Origin of the sequence: Sphingomonas montanisoli (genome assembly GCF_008274695.1) — a bacterium.
Lineage (GTDB): Bacteria > Pseudomonadota > Alphaproteobacteria > Sphingomonadales > Sphingomonadaceae > Rhizorhabdus > Rhizorhabdus montanisoli.
The window spans coordinates 734612-756389 of the sequence record NZ_VTOU01000003.1; the positions used below are offsets into that span (position 1 = coordinate 734612).

The following is a 21778-nucleotide window of genomic DNA, read 5'->3' on the forward strand; positions in this document are numbered from 1 at the left end:
TCGCTCAAGTCCCTATCGCACGCCCCCGCGCCCTGTCGAGCGGGTCGCGGCGTGGGTGCGGCGAGACGAGTCGTTCCCGCCGCAAAACCATAACCCTCCCCGCCAAGGGGAGGGTTAAGAGGGGCTAGACCTTCTTCACGACCTTCGGCGGCTCGATCCCGAACAGGATGCGCGCGAACTCGACCGGATCAGGCGGGGGCAGGTTCTTGAGGCTGTCGGCGACGGCATAGGCCCGCGCAGTGGCCGGTCGCGCGGCGATCTCGTCGAACCAGCGCTTCACATGCGGGAAATCGTCGAGGTCCTGCTTCTGGCGCTCATAGGGAACGATCCAAGGATAGATCGCCATGTCCGCGATCGAATAATCTTCGCCACCGACGAAGCTGTGGTCGGTCAGCCGCCGGTCGAGCACGCCGTAGAGACGCGCGGTTTCGCGGACATAACGTTGCCGCGCATAGGGAATGTCTTCGGGCGAATAACCATTGAAATGGTGGTTCTGCCCGGCCATCGGCCCCAGCCCGCCCACCTGCCAGAACAGCCATTGCATCACATCGACCCGGGCGCGTGCGCCAGTCGGCAGGAAACGCCCCGTCTTTTCGGCAAGGTAGAGCAGGATCGCGCCCGATTCGAAGATCGAGATCGGCGCACCGCCCCCCGCCGGGGCGCTGTCGACAATCGCCGGAATACGGTTGTTCGGTGCAATCTTCAGGAAGCCCGGCGCGAACTGCTCGCCCTTGCCGATGTTCACCGGCTTCACGCGATATTCGGGGCCCGCTTCCTCCAGGAACAGCGTTACCTTGTGCCCGTTGGGCGTGCCCCAATAGTACAGGTCTATCATGCATCCCCCCTTATTTATGCGGGGGAGATTGCGCTATTTCATGCCCGCCAGCAATTCGTCGAGCGCGACGAAGCCAAAAGCGACCGAGCTGTCGGCCACGCCATAGGGAATGAACAGATGGTCGCCATGGAGCATCGCGCCGCAGGTATAGACCACGTTGGGCACATAGCCCTCGCGATCCTCATGCGCGGCGGAGAGCAGCGGAACTTCGGTGCGCCCCAGCACCTTCGACGGATCATCCTTGTCGAGCAGCACCGCCCCGATCGAATATTTGCGCATCGCGCCGACGCCGTGGGTCAGCAGGATCCAGCCCTCATCGATCTCGATCGGCGAACCGCAATTGCCGATCTGCACCTGCTCCCAGGCATATTTTGGGGTGAGCAGCAACTGGCCCTCGCCCCAATCGTCGATCCGGTCGGATGAGATCAGGAAGACGTTCTCACCATCCTGCCGCCCGATCATCATATATTTCCCGCCGACCTTGCGCGGGAACAAGGCCATGCCCTTGTTGCGCGCGGCGGGCCCAGTCATCGGCGCCAGCGTGAAGGTGCGGAAGTTCGACGTGCGCAGTAGCTCCGACTGGATCTGCGTGCCGTTATAGGCGGTGTAGGTGCCCAACCATTCCTTCGATCCGTCTTCATGGTCGAACTGGACGAGGCGAAGATCCTCAAGGCCGTTGCGCTGCGCCTCGGTCATCGGGAACAGCACCGTGCCCGACAGCGAGCTGTCACGATGACGGTGGATTTCGATCGCGCCCTGATCGAGCTCGATCGCGCTGTCGGCCGCGGTCGCGAAGGGCGGTTCGGACATCAGTTCGAACACGGGGCCCGGACCCAGAATGCCCTCGCGGAAGGCGACCGAACTAATGTGGCCCTCGCCCACCGCGCGCAACGACATGATGATGCGGACCGCGCCGTGGCTCATGCCCGTCTGGTCGGGGTGCGGCACGATGCTGGGGTTCATCAAAGCAGCGGCAGCATAGCTATATTCGTGGCAGAAGAACGCGCCGATCAACTGCTTCTTCGTCTCCGGCAGGCTGGCGCCATCGAGCCCCAGCCCCGCTTCGATCTGGGCATAACGTGCGTTGAATACGTTGCGTGTCTGCCAATGGCGCAGATCGAAATCGCGCAGGACCAGTTCGAGTTCCTCGCCCGCTGCCTTTTCGTCGAGGCCAAGGACGTAGTCCGCGATACGGCGCACACGACCGCCCTCCGGCGTGAAGGCGATGTGGAATGGGCGGACAACGACGCGGGTCGGGTCAGCCTTGAGACGCAATGGACAGTGGATGATGTCGAACAAGGAGGACTCACCCTGCTGTTTTAGCGATCAGGATGCCAGGCTCTCCCTGCCATCATTCGTCTCTTTGCGCGCGAGCCGGCCCATCGCGCAAGCCGCGAATTGGAAGGCGAGAACCGATTCGGCTCCCTGATTGAGGTTAACCCGGTCGCGCATCAGCCCATCATAACAGCCACCGCTGTCGGGCAACGCGATCGGCAGGCCGCAATCATTGTCGCCCAGATACCAGGCGAATGCGCGCTCCGCTGCCGCGATCCAGCGCGGATCGCCGTCGATCGTGTGGGCATACAAAACCGCATCGATCGCGGCCCACGCTTCGAGCGGCTGCTGATCGAAAGGCTCCGGCGGGACATAGGATCGGCCGAAACTGTCGGTGCCCACAGCGCGGAACTGGCCCTGCGCGTTGGTCTGGACGTCGTCGATCCAGCGCAGCGTCGCCAGGCCCTTGGCCACCATCGCCGCATCGCCCAAACGCCGACCGCCGCGGATCAGCGCTTCGGGCAAACGGGCATTGTCGTAGCCGAGCACCGGCTCGAACCAGGTCCACCCTGGGCGGCTCGCGCTTTCGACCAACGCCGCGAGTTTAGGCGTGAACGCCGCGATCAGCCCGCGCGCCTGCATGTGGCCGGGATATGCGTCGAGCATCGCGTCGGCGGCGAGGATCGCGAAAGCCATCGTGCGCGGGGACGTCAGCGCACGGGCATGCGGCGCGACCTGATCGAACAGGTGGAGCGCCCAGCGGCGAAGCTCACTCGATCGCGCTTCGGCCGCAGTGACGCCGAGCGACCAGATCGACCGACCGAAACTGTCCTCCGATCCGACGCTTTCCAGCCAACCGCGATCGAAGCCCATGAAGTTGCGGAAGCGCCCCTCCTGCCCGTTCCAGGCATGTTGGACGAAGCTGGCATAGACCTCCGCAAGCTCGTCGGCGCGCGGGACGGGGTCGCCTTCGACCCGGTGCATCAGCATCAGCGCGCGGCAATTGTCGTCGACACAATAGCCGTGGTTGCGATCGGGCACCGAGAAGATCGAATGCTGCAGCATGCCGGTGCCGTCGGTCATCCGCTCGACGCCGCCGAGATTCGCCCTGGCCGAGACATCGATCGCGCGAACCGGCCGGGTGGCCAGCGGGAAACGCACGGGCGCTCTGCCGATCGCTTCCCGGCAGATCGCAGCATAACTTTCGGCAAGGCGCGGCCACAGCATCGTGCGGCCAATCTCCCACGCGCGCTGGCGGATCGCGTTGAGCCGCTCGGAATCGTCGAGCATCGCCGCAATCTCTTGGGCGAGCGCTTCGCTGTCGCCGAACGGAACCAGCGCACCGACGCCATCGGCCAGCAGTTCGGTCGCATGCCAATAGGGCGTGGAGACGACCGGCTTGCCCAGCGCGACCGCGTAGGAGAGCGTCCCCGAGGTGATCTGCGCCTCGTTGAGATAAGGCGTCACATAGATGTCGGCAGCCTGGATATAGTCGAGCAGTTCCTCCTGTTCGACGAACTGGTTGCGGAACATCAGGTGGTCGGCGACGCCCAGTTCCTGGCCCAGCGCCTTCAGGCTGTCGCGATAAGCTTCGCCCTCATGCGCGATCAGGTGCGGATGGGTCGCGCCAAGCACGAGATAGGTGAGGTCCGGATGGGTCTCGACCAGCGACGGCAGCGCGCGGATCATATTCTCGATCCCCTTGCCGGGCGACAGCAGCCCCATAGTCAACAGAACCGTGCGCCCTTCGAGGCCGAAGCGCGGCTTGAATTCGGCTGGATCGGCAAGCGGGCGGTCCGGCACGCCGTGCGGCACCTCGACGACGCGATCGTCGTCGATCGCGTGAACCTTCAGCAGCAACTCGCGCCCCTTGGCGGCCATTACAATCAGCTTCGACGCGCGCCGTGCCAGCGCTTCCAGCACGCTGCGCTGATCAGGATTGGGATGCTCCAGGACGGTATGGAGCGTCACCACCACCGGTGCCTCGACCCGATCGAGCAGGCGCAGCAGGTTCGCGCCCGCCGGGCCACCGAAGATCCCATATTCATGCTGGACGAGGACCGCATCCGCGCCGCTCGCGTTGATGCGTCGCGCCGCTTCCACATAATCCGCCAACTCGTCCTGACGGACGTCGAAGCACACCGCGGACGGATAGTCGTATGACTGGCCCGGATCGGTCATAGCATAGGCATCGACCGTCAAACCGTCGATCGTCGAGATCAATGCCTCTTGGACGTCGCGCGTGAAGGTGGCGAGGCCGCAGATACGCGGGGGGAAGTTACCGATGAGTGCGATCCGATTGAGTTGGGTCGCCCCGGCACCATCCGCCATATCTGCCTCGCCGCTATATTTTCTGAACCCCGGATAAACGCCGGGATGTGCAGAAAGTTGCAGTGCAGCAAAGGCTTCGCGGCGATTCTTTCGAAATCGGATCGAAAAGCTAATATGGGTTTAGGCGCGGTTGGAACGGCGCACGAAAAAGCCCCGCCGGATCGCTCCGGCGGGGCCAATTCTGTCGGCTGAGCCGGCGATCAATCGTTCAGATAATCGCCCGCATCGGCATCGGTGCCATGGCCCGAAGGAACCACTTCGCCGAGCGCATCGTCGCCAGTGCCCGCCGCATCACGCGCCGGGCGCGCCAGCTCCGCGGCATGCTCCTCGGCCGCGGACTGCGGCGCGATGAGCGAAGCCTGCCAGTTGCGCTGCTGCGCACGAAGCGCGGCGTCGCGGCTGGAAGCGGTGACGCGCAGGCGCGACATACCGGCACCCGTACCCGCCGGGATCAGGCGACCGACGATGACGTTCTCCTTGAGACCGTTCAGCGTATCGATCTTGCCCTGAACCGACGCTTCGGTGAGCACGCGGGTCGTTTCCTGGAACGACGCGGCCGAGATGAAAGACCGGGTCTGGAGCGACGCCTTGGTGATGCCGAGCAGGATGGGCTTGCCCTCCGCCGGAGCGCCGCCGGTGGCGACGACCTTGGCGTTGACCTCGTCCATCTCCTCGCGATCGACCTGCTCGCCGGGGAGCAGGGTCGTGTCGCCGGCCGCGGTGATCTCGACCTTCTGCAGCATCTGACGAACGATCGTCTCGATGTGCTTGTCGTTGATCTTCACGCCCTGGAGTCGATAGACTTCCTGGATTTCCGACACGAGATATTCCGCGAGCGGCTCGATGCCGAGCACCTCGAGAATGTCATGCGGATCGGGCGAACCGCCGATCAGGTTGTCGCCACGCTTGACGTAGTCGCCTTCCTGAACGTCGATCACCTTCGACTTCGGCACCAGATACTCGACCGGATCCGCGCCATCATCCGGACGGATGATGATCTTGCGCTTGGCCTTGTAATCCTTACCAAACTCGACGCGGCCCGAGACCTTCGCGATGATCGCGTTTTCCTTGGGCTTGCGCGCTTCGAACAGCTCGGCGACGCGCGGCAGACCGCCGGTGATGTCGCGGGTCTTGGCGGACTCGCGGCTCACACGGGCAAGAACCTCACCCGCCTGCACCGTCTGACCGTCCTCGACCGAGAGCATCGCGCCCGGCGCCAGCATGTAGCGCGCCGTTTCGCCCGACGAGTCGTCGAGCAGCGTCAGGCGCGGACGGAGATCTTCCTTCCGGCTGGTGGCACGATACTCGATCACGACCTTCTGGCTGATGCCGGTCGCTTCGTCGGTCTGCTCGGTGAGCGTCTGGTTGTCGATCAGGTCCTGATACTTCACGACGCCGCCCGTCTCGGTGATGACCGGCATGGTGAAGGGATCCCATTCCGCGACCCGATCGCCCTTCGACACGACCGCACCGTCATCGACGAGCAGATGTGCGCCGTAAGGCAGGCGGTGGACCGCACGCTCGCGGCCCTCCATGTCGAGGATCGCGAACTCGCCGTTACGGCTGAGCGACACGCGACGACCGCGCGGATCGGTGATCGTGCGCAGCTCGCGATATTCGATCTTGCCGTCCGACACCGCTTCGAGGTTCGACTGCTCGTTGAGCTGCGCCGCGCCGCCGATGTGGAAGGTCCGCATCGTCAGCTGGGTGCCCGGTTCACCGATCGACTGCGCCGCGATGACGCCGACCGCTTCGCCGATGTTCACCGGGGTACCGCGGGCAAGGTCACGACCATAGCAGGCGCCGCAGACGCCGCCCTTCGATTCGCAGACCAGCGGGCTGCGGATCTTGACGCCGATCACGCCGGCGGCCTCGATCTCCGCGACCATCGGCTCGTCGAGCAGGGTGCCCTCCGCGACGACGATCTCGCCCGACTTGACGTCGATCACGTCCTCGGCCGTGGTGCGGCCCAGGATACGCTCGCCCAGCGACGCGATAGTCGCGCCACCCTGGACGATCGCCTTCATGTCGAGCGCGCGCTCGGTACCGCAGTCGTTCTCGACGACGACGCAATCCTGCGACACGTCGACCAGACGGCGGGTCAGGTAACCCGAGTTGGCGGTCTTCAGCGCGGTGTCCGCGAGGCCCTTACGAGCGCCGTGGGTCGAGTTGAAGTACTCAAGGACGGTCAGACCTTCCTTGAAGTTCGAGATGATCGGCGTTTCGATGATCTCGCCCGACGGCTTGGCCATCAGGCCGCGCATACCGGCCAGCTGCTTGATCTGCGCGGCGCTACCACGGGCACCGGAGTGCGCCATCATGTAGATCGCGTTGATCGGCTTCTCGCGGCCTTCGTTCGGGCCATCGGTGTACTTCTGGACCGCCGAGATTTCCTTCATCATCTCGGCCGCCACGCGGTCGCCGCAACGCGACCAGGCGTCGATCACCTTGTTATACTTCTCCTGCTGCGTGATCAGGCCGTCCTGATACTGCTGCTCGAAGTCCTTCACGAGCGCCTTGGTCTCTTCGACCAGCGGCACCTTCGCGTCGGGGATGATCATGTCGTCCTTGCCGAACGAGATGCCGGCCTGGAAAGCGTGGCGGAAGCCGAGCGCCATGATCGCGTCGGCGAACAGCACGGTCTCCTTCTGGCCGGTGTGGCGATAGACGATGTCGATGACGTCGCCGATCTCACGCTTGGTCAGCAGGCGGTTGACCGTCTCGAAGGGCACCTTGTGCGACTTCGGCAGGGTTTCGCCCAGCAGCATGCGGCCCGGGGTGGTCTCCACGCGCTTCATGTACTGCTTGCCGTCCTCGTCCGTCTGCGGGACGCGGGTGATGATCTTGGTGTGGAGCGTCACGGCCTTGGCCGCGAGCGCCTGATGCACCTCCTGCATGCTCGACATCAACGTGCCCTCGCCGGGCTCGTTTTCCTTCAGCATCGACAGATAATAGAGACCGAGCACCATGTCCTGCGACGGCACGATGATCGGCTTGCCGTTCGCGGGCGACAGGATGTTGTTGGTCGACATCATCAGCACGCGCGCTTCCAGCTGCGCTTCAAGCGACAGCGGGACGTGAACGGCCATCTGATCGCCATCGAAGTCGGCATTGAATGCCGAGCAGACCAGCGGGTGAAGCTGGATCGCCTTGCCTTCGATCAGCACCGGCTCGAACGCCTGGATGCCCAGACGGTGAAGCGTCGGCGCGCGGTTCAGCAGGACGGGATGCTCGCGAATGACTTCGTCGAGGATGTCCCAGACTTCCTTGCGCTCCTTCTCGACCCACTTCTTCGCCTGCTTCAGGGTCATCGACAGACCCTTGGCATCGAGACGCGCGTAGATGAACGGCTTGAACAGCTCGAGCGCCATCTTCTTCGGCAGGCCGCACTGGTGGAGCTTGAGCTCCGGACCCGTCACGATGACCGAACGACCCGAATAGTCGACGCGCTTGCCGAGAAGGTTCTGGCGGAAGCGGCCCTGCTTGCCCTTGAGCATGTCGGACAGCGACTTGAGCGGACGCTTGTTGGCACCCGTGATCGTGCGACCGCGGCGGCCATTATCGAACAGCGCGTCGACCGACTCCTGCAGCATGCGCTTTTCGTTGCGCACGATGATGTCCGGCGCGCGCAGCTCCATCAGGCGCTTGAGGCGGTTGTTGCGGTTGATCACGCGGCGATACAGATCGTTGAGATCCGACGTCGCGAAGCGGCCGCCGTCGAGCGGCACCAGCGGACGCAGTTCGGGCGGGATGACCGGCACGACTTCGAGGATCATCCATTCCGGGCGGTTGCCCGAATCGATGAAGCTCTCGACGACCTTCAGGCGCTTGATGATCTTCTTGGGCTTGAGCTCGGACTTGGTGACCGCGAGCTCTTCGAGCAGCTCCTTGCGCTCGCCCTCGAGATCGAGATCCTCGAGCATGCGACGCACGGCTTCGGCGCCGATGCCGGCCGAGAAGGCGTCCTCACCATATTCGTCCTGCGCGGTGAGCAGTTCGTCTTCGGTGAGCAGCTGATACTTTTCAAGCGGGGTCAGGCCCGGCTCGATCACGATGTAGCTCTCGAAATACAGCACGCGCTCGAGCTGCTTGAGCTGCATGTCGAGCAGCAGGCCGATGCGCGACGGCAGCGACTTCAGGAACCAGATGTGCGCGACCGGGGCAGCGAGCTCGATATGGCCCATGCGCTCACGACGGACCTTCGAGACGGTAACCTCGACGCCGCACTTTTCGCAGACGATGCCCTTGTACTTCATGCGCTTGTACTTGCCGCACAGGCACTCGTAATCCTTGATCGGACCGAAGATGCGCGCGCAGAACAGGCCGTCACGCTCGGGCTTGAACGTGCGATAGTTGATGGTTTCCGGCTTCTTGATCTCGCCGAAGGACCAGCTGCGGATACGCTCCGGGCTGGCGATCCCGATCTGGATCTGGTCGAACGTCTCGGCCTTGGCGACCGGGTTCGCGAAATTGGTCAGTTCGTTCATGTCTTTCGTCCCTCTGGAGGGTCAAATTCGTTGGGCGGCCGGTTGGCCGCCGCCCGAAGGCGGCGGCCGATCGATCACTCCGCAGCCTCGGCGATGTCGTCGCCGCCCGTGTTCTCGATCGAGGACAGTTCGACGTTGAGACCGAGCGAGCGCATTTCCTTGACGAGCACGTTGAAGCTTTCGGGAATGCCCGCTTCGAACGTGTCGTCGCCCTTGACGATCGCTTCGTACACCTTGGTGCGGCCGACCACGTCGTCCGACTTCACCGTCAGCATCTCCTGCAGCGTATAGGCGGCGCCATAGGCCTGGAGGGCCCACACCTCCATTTCGCCGAAGCGCTGGCCACCGAACTGCGCCTTACCACCCAGCGGCTGCTGGGTGACGAGCGAGTACGGCCCGATCGAACGCGCGTGAATCTTGTCGTCGACCAGGTGGTGGAGCTTCAGCATGTAGATGTAGCCCACGGTCACGCGGCGATCGAAGGTGTCGCCGGTGCGGCCGTCGAACAGCTCCGACTGACCCGAGGTGTCGACCCCGGCCAGTTCGAGCATGTCGGACACGTCCGATTCCCGGGCGCCGTCGAACACCGGCGTCGCCATCGGCACGCCGTTCTTCAGCAGCTTCGCCATCTCGACGATCTCGTCACCCGAACGGGCGTCGATTTCGGCATGATAATGTTCGCCGTAGATCGCCTTCATCCGCTCCACGACCGCTTCGGGCGGCTTGCCGCCGGTCACGCCGGGATTGGCATCGCGCCAGGTTTCGAGCGCTTCGGTGATCTGCTTACCCAGGCCACGCGATGCCCAGCCGAGGTGGGTTTCGAAGATCTGCCCGACGTTCATGCGCGAAGGCACGCCCAGCGGGTTGAGCACGATGTCGACCGGGGTACCGTCCGCCAGGAACGGCATGTCCTCGTTCGGCAGGATGCGCGAGATGACGCCCTTGTTGCCGTGACGGCCGGCCATCTTGTCGCCTGGCTGAAGCTTGCGCTTCACCGCGACGAAGACCTTGACCATCTTGAGCACGCCCGGGGGCAGCTCGTCGCCGCGCTGCAGCTTCTCGACGCGATCCTCGAACTTCTTGACGATCAGGCTGACGGCCTGGTCGTACTGAGCCTTGACCGCTTCGAGATCGGCCTGAACAGCGTCGTCCGCGACCGCGAACTTCCACCATTCGCGCTTCTCGACTTCGTTCAGAAGTTCGTCGGTGATCTCGACGCCCTTCTTGACGCCCTTTGGCGCTGCGCCGGCCGTCTGGCCGAGCAGCATTTCCCGCAGCCGCGCATAATTTGCGCGGTTGAGGATGCCACGCTCGTCCTCGCGATCCTTGGTCAGGCGGTCGATCTCCTCGCGCTCGATCGCCATCGCGCGCTCGTCCTTGTCGATGCCGTGGCGGTTGAACACGCGCACGTCGACGACGGTGCCCGACACGCCCGGCGGCAGACGCAGCGAGGTGTCGCGCACGTCGCTGGCCTTTTCACCGAAGATGGCGCGGAGGAGCTTTTCTTCCGGCGTCATCGGGCTTTCGCCCTTCGGCGTGATCTTGCCGCACAGGATGTCGCCCGGCTCGACCTCGGCACCGATGTACACGATGCCCGCTTCGTCGAGGTTGCGCAGCGCTTCCTCGCCGACGTTCGGGATGTCGCGGGTAATGTCTTCCGGCCCGAGCTTGGTGTCACGCGCCATGACCTCGAACTCGTCGATGTGGATCGACGTGAACACGTCGTCCTTCACGATCCGTTCGGAGATCAGGATCGAATCCTCGTAGTTGTAGCCGTTCCACGGCATGAACGCGACGAGGACGTTGCGACCCAGCGCCAGCTCGCCGAACTCGGTCGACGGGCCGTCGGCGATGATGTCGCCGGTGTTGACCACGTCACCCACCTTCACCAGCGGACGCTGGTTGATGCAGGTCGACTGGTTCGAACGCTGGAACTTCATCAGCGTGTAGATGTCGACGCCCGACTTGCCGGCCTCGACCGAACCCGACGCGCGGATCACGATGCGGCTGGCGTCGACCTGGTCGATCACGCCGGCGCGGCGCGCGGCGATCGCGGCACCCGAGTCACGGGCGACGGTCTCTTCCATGCCGGTGCCGACGAACGGCGCCTCGGCGCGAACCAGCGGCACCGCCTGGCGCTGCATGTTCGATCCCATGAGCGCGCGGTTGGCGTCATCGTTTTCCAGGAACGGGATCAGCGATGCGGCGACCGACACGAGCTGCTTGGGGCTCACGTCCATCAGGGTGATCTGATCGCGCGGCGCCATTAGGAACTCGCCCGCTTCACGCGCCGAGATCAGGTCCTCGACGAAGCGATTCTCACCGTCGAGCTCGGCGTTCGCCTGCGCGATGGTGTGCTTGGCCTCTTCCATCGCCGACAGATAGACGACCTCGTTGGTCACCTTGCCGTCGATGATCTTGCGATACGGCGTCTCGATGAAGCCGTAGCGGTTGACCCGGCTGAACGACGCCAGCGAGTTGATCAGACCGATGTTCGGGCCTTCCGGCGTTTCGATCGGGCAGATACGGCCATAATGGGTCGGGTGAACGTCGCGGACTTCGAAGCCCGCACGCTCACGCGTCAGACCGCCCGGCCCGAGCGCCGATACGCGACGCTTGTGCGTCACTTCGGAGAGCGGGTTGGTCTGATCCATGAACTGCGACAGCTGCGACGAGCCGAAGAATTCACGGACCGCGGCGACCGCCGGCTTGGCGTTGATCAGGTCGTTCGGCATCGCGGTCGACACGTCGACCGACGACATGCGCTCCTTGACCGCACGCTCCATGCGCAGCAGGCCGACGCGATACTGGTTCTCGAGCAGCTCGCCCACCGAACGCACGCGGCGATTGCCGAGATTGTCGATGTCGTCGATCTCGCCCTTGCCGTCCTTCAGGTCGACCAGCGTCTTGACGACGGCGAGGATATCCTCGGCACGCAGCGTGGTGACCGTATCCTCGACGTCGAGTTCGAGGCGCATGTTGAGCTTCACGCGGCCGACGGCCGAGAGGTCATAGCGCTCGGGGTCGAAGAACAGGCCGGCGAACAGCGATTCCGCGGTTTCCTTCGTCGGCGGCTCGCCGGGGCGCATGACGCGATAGATCTCGCTGAGCGCATGATCGCGCTCCTCGACCTTGTCGGCCTTCAGCGTGTTGCGGATCCACGGACCGGTCGAGACATGATCGATGTCGAGCAGGTCGACATGGTCGAAGCCCGCCTTGTCGAGCGCCTCGAGGTTCTCCGGGGTCACTTCGTCGCCCGCCTCGATGTAGATGCGGCCGGTCGACTCGTCGATCAGGTCATAGGCCGAATAGCGGCCGTAGATCTGATCGGTCGGGATCAGCAACGTGGCGAGGCCGTCCTTGCCGGCCTTGTTGGCCGCACGCGGCGACACCTTGGTGCCCGCCGGGAACACGACTTCGCCCGTATCGCCATTGACGACGTCGAACGCCGGCTTCTGGCCACGCCAGTTCTCGACGACGAAAGGCACCTTCCAGCCGCCTTCGCCGCGGACATAGGCCTGGGTCTTGTAGAAATAGGTGAGCATGTCTTCGCCGCTGAGGCCCAGCGCGTAGAGCAGCGAGGTGACCGGCAGCTTGCGCTTGCGGTCGATGCGGACGTTGACGATGTCCTTGGCGTCGAATTCGAAATCGAGCCACGAACCGCGATACGGGATCACGCGTGCAGCGAACAGATACTTGCCCGACGCATGGGTCTTGCCGCGATCATGATCGAACAGCACGCCCGGCGAACGGTGCATCTGCGAAACGATGACGCGCTCGGTGCCGTTGACGATGAAAGTGCCGTTCTCGGTCATGAGCGGCATGTCGCCCATGTAAACGTCCTGCTCCTTGATATCGAGCACCGAGCGGGTGTCCGTATCGGGATCCACCTCGAACACGATCAGGCGCAACGTGACGCGCATCGGCGCCGCATAGGTCATGCCGCGCTGACGGCACTCGTCGGTGTCGTACTTGGGATCTTCCAGTTCGTACTGGACGAAATCGAGCTCGGCGGTGCCGGCGAAGTCGCGGATCGGGAATACCGAGCGCAGCGTCTTTTCGAGGCCCGAGACGTAGCCGGTCGACGGGTCCGAACGCAGGAACTGCTCGTAGCTCTCGCGCTGAACCTCGATCAGGTTCGGCATCTGCACGACTTCGTGGATGTTGCCGAAGACCTTGCGGATGCGCTTCTTGGCGGTCGTCGGAACTGCCTGGGTGGCCATGGAGTTGATCCCTCGCGTCAAATTTTTTCACCGCCTTTCAGCGGTCAGCAGCCGATTCGCGGGTGCGATCCCACGCAAAAAAGTGCGGGTCCGGGCTGTCGGAACCGCACTGCAGCGTCTGAAGAAACCCTTGTATAACCGGCCCCAATTCGTCGCGAACCGTGCGCAAGGCGGTCCGTGTCCCGAGGCGGCAAGGGCGGCATCCACTATCGCGATCGTGGACTTCTGCCGATGTCTGGAAGACGGCTATATAGTCCGCGACACATGCTTTGGGAAGGGGGACGGCCATATGATTCGCCGGATAGTGATGGCTTCGCTGATGATCGCCGCACCGATCGTGCCGGCCGCCGCGCAGATCGCGCTGCACGACGGCGCAGTGGCGGACATCGTCACCCAGATGAAGCCCGGCGACTATCTGTGGGCGCCTGATATCGCGCCCGGCGGGCCGGTCGTTATCGTCGTCTCGATCCCGCAGCAGCGGGCCTATGCCTATCGCAACGGTATTCCGATCGGCATCACCACGGTATCGACCGGCAAGAAGGGGCATGAGACGCCGACCGGGGTCTTCACGCTCCTCCAGAAGAATATCGACCACAAGTCGAACCTCTATAATTCGGCTCCCATGCCCTACATGCAGCGGCTGACGTGGGACGGGATCGCGATGCATGCGGGCAACCTGCCGGGCTATCCCGCGAGCCACGGTTGCGTGCGGATGCCGCTGGCCTTCTCCAAGCTGCTCTACGGCATCACCAAGCTGGGGCTGACCGTGATCATCACCAATGACGCGCAGGTGCCGCGCGTCGCGCCCACCCCCGCCTTCATGGCCAAGGGCGCGGCCAGCCACGCCGACGAATGGCTGATGGGCGGAAGTCTCTGGCAGCCCGAGCGATCGACGACCGGGCCGGTTTCGATCATCGTCTCCGCCGCCGACAAGCGCATGCTGATCCTGCGCAACGGCGTGCCGATCGGCTCTGCACCGGTCCACATCCACGGCGATGTCCCCGGCGCCACCGCCTATACGCTGACCGCGATCGAGGGCGAGACGTACAGGTGGAGCCGCCTGCCGCTGCCTGGCCAGGGGCTCAGCGCCCCCACGCTCGTCAGCCAGGAGGAGCGCGACCGGCTTGTCGTGCCTGAGGATATACGCCTTTCGATGGCATCGGTCGTGACCCCCGGCACCACCGTCGTCGTCACCCCCGATACGCTGCGCAGCGGTGGCACCGGCACGAAGATGACGGTGCTGACGACCGACAAGAAGTAAGCCGCCAGGCAATAGGAGGTCAGATCTCCTTGGGGCGTCCGAAGCCCGGATCGCTGTAGCTGGGATAATCGTCGAACACGTTGCCCTGGCCCTGGGCGCGTGGATCGCCCGTCGCGCGCAATTCGGCGTCGAGCTTCGCGCCGAACGACCGCACCAGCGCGCGATGCTTCGGGTCGGCGGCGAGGTTGGTGAGGCACCAGGGATCGGCGACGATATCGAACAGCTCCTCCGCCGGTCGCCGACCCGTAGCGCGTTCGAACGCCGGATGAACTGCCGGATCGTCCTGCCGCAGGATCAATTCGGCCTTGGTCGGCCCGCCGTCGATATCGGCGAAGCCCGCGAACGATCTCTCCTCGATCTCGGCGCGGTCGCGCGGGCGGCCGCTCGGATTGCCGGCGGGCCAGCGATCGGGCTTGAAGTTGCGGATGTAGAGGTGCCGTGCGGTGCGGTAGGCGCGCATCGGATAGCCCTCGCCGGGATTGGTGCGCCCATCCATGTGCCGCTCCATCGATCCCAAAACATGGTCGCGCCCGAACGGCCCGCGTCCCGACAGCAGCGGCAGCAGGTCGCGCCCACTCGTCTCCGCCGGCGCCGGCAGGCCCGCCGCCCCCAGAAAGGTGGGGGCCAGATCGATCAGGCTGACCGGCACTTCACTCACCGCGCCGGCGCGCACCCCCGGCCCACGGATCGCGAGCGGGACGTGCCAGCCTGCGTCGTAGAGCGTCGCCTTGCCGCGCGGAAACGGCCAGCCATTGTCACCGGTCATCACCACGATCGTATTGTCGAGTTCGCCCATCGCCTCGATCTTCGCGAGCAGCGCCCCCGCCTCACGATCCAGCCGCTCGATCTCGTGACGATAGTCGACGATGTCGGATCGGACGACCGGCGTATCGGGCAGATAGGACGGCACCGTCACCTTCGCCGGATCGCCACCGGCCGCGATCCCCGCCCCCTTCACATAGGGACGGTGCGGATCGTGCGATCCGAACCAGAAGGCGAAGGGCGTATCCTTCGGACGCCTGGCAAGAAAGGCGTCGAAATCCTCGTAAGAAGCACCTGCCGGATTGCGCGTGCGGCGCGCGGGTTCGATCTGCCCCGGCGCCCATCCCTTGCGCGCATAGCCGACATGATAGCCCGCGCCTTCGAGGGCGTCGGGATAGACCTTGAACCGGCGCGGCAGGATCGAGGCGAGGTTGGCGCCCTCCGCCAGCCGCCATGGATATTGCCCGGTCAGGATGCCGCCGCGCGACGCCGTGCAGCTCGGCGAGGCAGAGAAGGCGTTGCGAAAGCTCGTCCCTTCGCGCTGAAGCCGCGCGAAGGTGGGCAGCTGATCGATCAGCCGGTCGCGATCGTCCTCGGGCTGCCAGCTCCAGTCGTCGGCGAGGATCAACAGGATGTTCGGGCGGCGCGGCAGGGTCGCGCCGAGTTTCGCGACGGCGGCCGAGGCGGCAGCGGCACCCAGCAGATGGCGGCGGGATATGGTCATGGGCGCAACGATGGCGGCACCCGCCCGACTTGGCAATCAGGCCGCGATTGTCGCCAGATTAGCCCGCAGCGCATCGGCCGTGCCGTCGCCCATCGCCGCCTCGATCGCGCCATGATGCTCAACCCAGATCGGCACCGCGCGGGCGAGCAGCGCCTCGCCGTCGGGCGTTAGCGTCAACTGCCGCGCGCGTTTGTCGCTTTGCGACACCGCGATCGCCAGCAGCCCGCGCCGTTCGAGCGGCTTGAGCGCGGCGGTGAGCGAGGTGCGGTCCATCCCCAGCAAATGGGCAAGCGGCCCCATCGGCGTGGAGCCGGGCCGGTTGAGCGCCATCAGCAGCGAGAATTGCTGGTTTGTCAGGCCCAGCGGCTTGAGCGCCTGATCGAAATGCCGCGCCAACATCCGGGCCGCGCGCTGGACATGCAGGCACAGACAATGGTCGCGAACATGGATCGTCGTTTCGAAAGGAACGGGTCGCTTTGACATGACACATTTACGTTGATATCAACCAAAATGTCAAGAGTCGCGAAGAGGAGAGGTTTGGATGCCCGACCACAAGATCGTCGACCACGCAGCGTGGCTGGAGGCCCGCAAGGCGCTTCTCGATCTCGAGCGCGAGGAGACGCACTTGCGCGATCGCGTCAACGCCGCCCGCCTCGCACTGCCGTGGGAGCGCGTGGAGAAGGATTACCGCTTCGGAACGCCCGACGGTTCCGCCGCGCTCGGCGACCTGTTTGCGGGACGCCGCCAGCTGATCATCTATCACTTCATGCTCGGCCCGGGCTGGGATGCGGGTTGCCCCGGCTGCTCGTTCATCGGCGATCATATCGACGGCACGCTCGTCCACCTGAACAATCATGATGTCAGCTGGGTCGCGGTGTCGCGCGCGCCGATGGCGGAGATTGCGGCCTATAAGGCGCGAATGGGCTGGCGTTTCCCGTGGGTCTCGTCCCACGGCTCCGATTTCAACTACGACTTCAACGTATCCTTCACGCCCGAGCAGATGGCGAGCGGGACGATCGACTATAATTACGCCCCGCTCCCCTCCGATCAGGGGCATGACGAGCTGCACGGGATGAGCAGCTTCTGGCGCGATCCCGACGCGGGCCTGTTCCATACCTATTCGAGCTATGCGCGCGGGATCGAAAACTGGCTCACCACGATGATGATCCTCGATCGCGCGCCGCTCGGCCGCAACGAAACGGGGACGATGAGTTTCCTGAAGCGCCACGACGAATATGACGCGGCCCCGCAACCGGCCTGCTGCCACTCCTGAAGGAGACGAGAGATGCCCAACCAATTCTGCTGGTACGAGCTGATCACGAGCGACGCGGATGCCGCCAAGACCTTCTATGGTGCGGTGGCGGGATGGACCTTCACCGACTCCGGCCTGCCCGGCATGGACTATTCGATCATCCACGCGAACGGCGTCCCGCTGGGCGGGGTCATGAGCCTGAAGGACGGCCCGCCGCCGGGCTGGTTCGGTTATGTCGCGGTCGACGATGTCGATGCCTTTGCCGACAAGGTCAAAGCTGCGGGCGGTCGCATCGATCATTCGCCGAGCGACATCCCGCAGGTCGGTCGCTTCGCGATGGTGGCCGATCCGCAGGGCGCCAGCTTCGTGCTGTTCAAGGGGGTGCCCGGGACCGACATGGCGCTGCCCCCCTTCATGTCGCCCGGATCGATCAGCTGGCACGAACTGCATACGAGCGACTGGGAGGCAGGCTTCGATTTCTATGCCGGCCTGTTCGGCTGGACCAAGGATACACCCGTCGACATGGGGCCGATGGGCACATATCAGCTGTTCGCGGCGGGCGGGGACGCGATCGGCGGGATGTTCAGCATCGCATCGGAAAAGCCGCACTGGCTCTACTATATCGGCTGCGACGATATCGATGCGGCCGAAGCGCGGGTGAAGGCGGCCGGCGGCACCGTGCCCGAAGGCCCGATGGAGGTGCCGGGCGGCGCCTGGGTAATCCCCGCGATCGATCCGCAGGGCGCCTTGTTCGCGATGGTCGGCATGCGGCCCAACCCGCCGGCTTAAGGCAAAGAAAAAGGGCGGCCCCGAGAGGCCGCCCTTTCCTGTTCGTCGCCGAAGCGAGAAGCAGATTACTTGAGTTCGACGGTCGCGCCGGCTTCCTCGAGCTGCTTCTTGATCTTCTCGGCTTCGTCCTTGTTGACGCCTTCCTTGACGGCCTTCGGAGCCGACTCGACCAGAGCCTTGGCTTCGGTCAGGCCCAGGCCGGTGATGGCGCGGACTTCCTTGATGACGTTGATCTTCTTGCCACCGTCGCCGGTGAGAACGACGTCGAACTCGGTCTTCTCTTCAGCAGCCGGAGCACCGGCGCCGGCGCCGGCCGGAGCCGCAACCGCAACCGCCGCAGCGGCCGAAACGCCCCACTTCTCTTCGAGGAGCTTCGAGAGCTCCGCGGCTTCGAGAACGGTGAGAGCCGAAAGATCGTCAACAAGCTTCTGCAGGTCAGCCATGTGTAGTCTCCATGTGGGGCGCGCAGCCCCGAATGTTCAGTTCAATTGAAAAGATATCGAAGATCAGGCGTCTTCTTTGGCGGCATAAGCGCCAAACACCCGAGCCAGCTGACCCGCAGGCGCCTGGACGATCTGGACGACCTTGGTCGCGGGCGCCTGGATAAGGCCCACGATCTTGGCGCGCAGCTCATCGAGCGACGGCAGTTCGGCCAGCGCCTTCACGCCAGCGACATCGAGGATGGTTTCGCCCATCACACCGCCCACGATTTCCAACTTGTCGTTGGTCTTCGCGAAATCGACGATCACCTTGGCCGGAGCCACGGGATCGACGGAGGTGCTCAGCGCGGTCGGACCCACCAGCAGATCATTGATCGCGCTGTAGGTCGTGCCCTCGGTGGCAATCTTGGCGAGCTTGTTCTTCGAAACCTTGTAGCTGGCGCCGGCATCGCGCATCTTCGTACGCAGCGCAGTCGACTGCGCCACGGTGAGGCCGAGATTGCGGGTGACGATCACCACGCTCGTGCCTTCGAAGGTGCTCTTCAGTTCGGCGACCAGCTCGGTCTTCTGAGCCCGATCCATGCCTTACTCCTTCAAACCACCCCTGCAGAACATCCGCAGGAGCCTTGAGCCACGGAGCAAAAAAAGCCGCTCCATGACCCGTCCGAGGGGTCGGTCGCCTGGCCGGGCACACGAAAGGAGCGCGGCAGACCCGGGCAGAAGCCCGGTAAAACTTTTCCCCGTCTAGGCAGGGCATTAAGCGGGGCAAATCCCCCGCGCCTGCTGTCTCGGACGGCACAGGCCCGAATCACCCGAAAGGGTATTCCGGAACCATGAGGCGCGGCCCCTACAGGATCGGTTCGGCCTTGTCGACTCCCCGCGCCTTTCGCCGCGATGACCGGAGTGACGCTCCGCCGTTGCGGGCGGCGTGGTGTCGGTCTAACGCGCCATTCGTGATGCGCGCGGTACTGCTACGATTCTCGGCCGACCCGCATGCCCCCTCGGTGCGTCGACGCGCCGTCACCCTGACGATCGTCGCGATCATCCACGCGCTGCTGCTGTGGGCCTTCCTCACCCTCGCCCCCACGGCCGACCTGCGCAAATCGGGGCTGCTCAAAAACTTCTCGCTGATCCAGATCGACAGCGACAAGCAGGAGGAGAAGAAGGCGGCCCGCGCGCAGAAGGAGCAGGAGAAGACGCCCACCGTCACCGTCCAGCGCGCCTCCGCGCCCACCGTACCGCCGCCCACCCCGGAGACGAGGCCGCTCAACATGATCGTCGTCTCCAGCGAGGATTTCCGCGCGGGCGACATTTCGAACGTGCCGCGTCCGTCGGGGGCTGCGGCGGGCAATGCGCAGGTCGCCGAAAATGGCGATGCCGCCAACCAGGGCCAGCGCGCGCCCAATGGCGAGCGGCTCTACGATGCCGCCTGGTATCGCGAGCCGACCGATGCCGAAATGGCGACCTACATGCCCAAGCGCCAGTTGCCCGATGGCGCGTGGGGCGACGTCTATTGCCGCACCGCGCCCGACTGGCGGGTCGAGGATTGCCACGAACTGGGCGAATCCCCGCCCGGATCGGGGCTGGCCCGCGCGGTGCGCCTCGCCTCCTGGCAGTTCAAGGTCCGCCCGCCGCGCGTCGGCGGCAAGACCCAGATTGGCACCTGGGTCCGCATCCGCTTCGACATCGTGAACCGCAAGACGGCGGATTGAGCCCTCCCCGCCGGGGGAGGGTCTTTCTTCCTCAATCCATCTCGGCGTAGGTCTTGACCAGTTCGGTCAGGAAATCGCGACCGACATAGAGCGAGCGGACCGAGCGGCGTTCGTTGAGGCCGTGGGTGCCGTTGCCATCGGGATCGCCCCAGCCGCCCGGCGCGCCATAGACCGGGATGCCGATTGCGGCGAGGAAGATGCCGTCGGTCCCGCCGGTCGACATCGACGGGATCAGCGGCACACCGGGGAAATATTTGGCGACAAGCTTTTCCGCAGGCCCGATGATCTTGGGATTGAGCGGCGGTGGCACCGCCGGCGGGCGGATCGGCGGCACGAAGCTGATCTTCACCTTCGGATCGCCGATCGCGGTCGCGAGCGCGGCCTGGACACGTTCGACGCTTTCGCCCGGGAAGATGCGGCAGTTCACGTTCGCGGCAGCATGCTGGGGCAGCGCATTGTTGGCATGACCGCCGTCGAGCAGGGTCGCGACGCAGGTGGTGCGCAGCATCGAGTGGTAGCTGCGATCCTTCGACAAGGTCGCCGCGGCTTCGGCATCGGCGGGGTTCTTTGCGATCGCGAGCATCGCCGCGCCCATCGCATCCTTCCGCGTCGCGCCGAGCTTGGCGAAGAAAGCGCGGGTCGTATCGCTGAGCACGACCGGAAACTCATAGTCGCGGACCTTGGCGATCGCGTCGGCGAGTTCGTAGATCGCATTGTCGCGCACCGGCACCGAGCTGTGCCCGCCGGGGTTGAAGGTTTCGAGCTTGTAGTTCTGGACCGCCTTCTCGCCGACCTGGATCGACTGCGAGACGACCTTGCCATGCCCGTCGCTGCGCCCGCCGCCGCCTTCGTTGAGCGCGAATTCCGCCGCGATCAGATCGGGCTTGTTCTTGGCCAGCCATTCGGCGCCGTTGAAGGCGTAGGTCGTCTCCTCACCGCAGGTGAGCGCAAGCTTGATCGTACGCTTGGGCACTGTGCCCGCCTTCTTCATCCGCGCGAGGATATCGACCCATGCCGCGTCCATCGCCTTCATGTCGGACGATCCGCGCGCGTAGAAATAGCCATTCTCTTCGATCAGGGTGAACGGATCGCGGGTCCAATCCTCGCGCTTGGCCTCGACCACGTCGAGATGGCCGAGCAGCAGCATCGGCTTCACCGTCTTGGAGCGGCCCTGAAGGATCGCGACGAGGCCGCCTTCCTTGGGATGTTCGGGGGTCGAAAAGAGCGTGAGGTCGCTATCCTTGAAGCCGGCGGCCTTCAGATGCGCGGCCATCTTTTCGGCGGCGAGCGTGCAACTGCCCGCCGAGAGCGTGGTGTTGGTTTCGACCAGTTCCTTGTAGAGCGCGCGGAACTCGACCTGATCGGGGCGCAGCGGCCCCATCGGCGGCCCGGCATCCTGCGCCAGCGCGGGCGCCGCCGCCAGCGCGCTCGCCGCCATCAACTTCGCCCATGTCCGCATGATGCCCGCCCTCAACAAATCCCTGAAAGCGCCATCAAAGCATATCGGTGGCGCAATACCAAAGGGTGGATTCGGCACGCGCAACAATCTTCCGAAGTTGTCAAAGTTGTCACTACGTCGGCATCGCAATCGCCTTGCCGACGAGCCTCAAGGCGTGACGCAGGGAGGAGGCTTTGCGGTTCGGCATGCGCTCCGCGTAGCGACGGGCGGCCGTGTAGGACAGCGCAC

The 21778-nt window shown here is 64.7% G+C and carries 14 protein-coding genes; 4 read left to right on the plus strand and 10 right to left on the minus strand.

All coding sequences use genetic code 11. From position 1 onward, the window contains the following. Positions 1-124 precede the first annotated feature (124 nt). From FYJ91_RS14815 to rpoB, 5 genes are all read right to left on the minus strand, one after another. Complete coding sequence (locus FYJ91_RS14815; protein ID WP_149523027.1) at positions 125-835, minus strand: glutathione binding-like protein; 711 nt, start codon at positions 833-835, stop codon at positions 125-127. A 33-nt stretch (positions 836-868) separates the two neighbouring features. After that, complete coding sequence (locus tag FYJ91_RS14820; RefSeq protein ID WP_149523028.1) at positions 869-2134, minus strand: glycoside hydrolase family 130 protein; 1266 nt, start codon at positions 2132-2134, stop codon at positions 869-871. A gap of 27 nt (positions 2135-2161) precedes the next feature. Further along, entirely contained in the window at positions 2162-4441 is a 2280-nt protein-coding gene (locus tag FYJ91_RS14825) for a glycosyltransferase family 4 protein (RefSeq protein ID WP_149523029.1), read from the minus strand. A 200-nt stretch (positions 4442-4641) separates the two neighbouring features. Then, positions 4642-8928, minus strand: coding sequence for a DNA-directed RNA polymerase subunit beta' (gene rpoC / locus FYJ91_RS14830; protein WP_149523030.1), 4287 nt, complete (start codon positions 8926-8928; stop codon positions 4642-4644). Between the two features lie 74 nt (positions 8929-9002). Continuing rightward, positions 9003-13151, minus strand: a complete 4149-nt coding sequence (gene rpoB / locus FYJ91_RS14835) for a DNA-directed RNA polymerase subunit beta (protein WP_149523031.1) — start codon at positions 13149-13151, stop codon at positions 9003-9005. A gap of 289 nt (positions 13152-13440) precedes the next feature. On the opposite strand from rpoB, the gene FYJ91_RS14840 reads away from it, so the two are divergent. Beyond that, positions 13441-14412, plus strand: coding sequence for a L,D-transpeptidase (locus FYJ91_RS14840; protein ID WP_149523032.1), 972 nt, complete (start codon positions 13441-13443; stop codon positions 14410-14412). A gap of 19 nt (positions 14413-14431) precedes the next feature. On the opposite strand, the gene FYJ91_RS14845 is transcribed toward FYJ91_RS14840, so the two are convergent. Continuing rightward, positions 14432-15898, minus strand: coding sequence for a sulfatase family protein (locus FYJ91_RS14845; protein WP_149523033.1), 1467 nt, complete (start codon positions 15896-15898; stop codon positions 14432-14434). A 36-nt stretch (positions 15899-15934) separates the two neighbouring features. After that, complete coding sequence (locus FYJ91_RS14850; protein ID WP_149523034.1) at positions 15935-16381, minus strand: MarR family winged helix-turn-helix transcriptional regulator; 447 nt, start codon at positions 16379-16381, stop codon at positions 15935-15937. A 58-nt stretch (positions 16382-16439) separates the two neighbouring features. On the opposite strand from FYJ91_RS14850, the gene FYJ91_RS14855 reads away from it, so the two are divergent. Further along, the gene (locus FYJ91_RS14855; RefSeq protein WP_149523035.1) at positions 16440-17171 is read left to right on the plus strand and encodes a DUF899 domain-containing protein; all 732 of its coding nucleotides are present in this window, start codon (positions 16440-16442) and stop codon (positions 17169-17171) included. A 12-nt stretch (positions 17172-17183) separates the two neighbouring features. Continuing rightward, entirely contained in the window at positions 17184-17939 is a 756-nt protein-coding gene (locus FYJ91_RS14860; RefSeq protein WP_149523036.1) for a VOC family protein, read from the plus strand. A 65-nt stretch (positions 17940-18004) separates the two neighbouring features. Here the strand turns inward: FYJ91_RS14860 and rplL are convergent, their stop codons facing one another. Both rplL and rplJ read right to left on the minus strand, forming a co-directional pair. Then, positions 18005-18382: a 50S ribosomal protein L7/L12 gene (gene rplL / locus FYJ91_RS14865; protein WP_149523037.1), complete on the minus strand. Its 378-nt coding sequence runs from the start codon at positions 18380-18382 to the stop codon at positions 18005-18007. Positions 18383-18445: 63 nt separating this feature from the next. Beyond that, on the minus strand, positions 18446-18961 hold the full coding sequence (gene rplJ / locus FYJ91_RS14870) for a 50S ribosomal protein L10 (protein ID WP_149523038.1): 516 nt from the start codon (positions 18959-18961) through the stop codon (positions 18446-18448). A 374-nt stretch (positions 18962-19335) separates the two neighbouring features. Here rplJ and FYJ91_RS14875 point away from each other — a divergent pair, with 374 nt between their 5' ends. Further along, entirely contained in the window at positions 19336-20091 is a 756-nt protein-coding gene (locus FYJ91_RS14875; RefSeq protein ID WP_149523385.1) for a hypothetical protein, read from the plus strand. A gap of 31 nt (positions 20092-20122) precedes the next feature. Here FYJ91_RS14875 and FYJ91_RS14880 read toward each other — a convergent pair whose 3' ends face one another. Further along, positions 20123-21550: a M20/M25/M40 family metallo-hydrolase gene (locus FYJ91_RS14880; RefSeq protein WP_149523039.1), complete on the minus strand. Its 1428-nt coding sequence runs from the start codon at positions 21548-21550 to the stop codon at positions 20123-20125. Between the last annotated feature and the right edge of the window lie 228 nt (positions 21551-21778).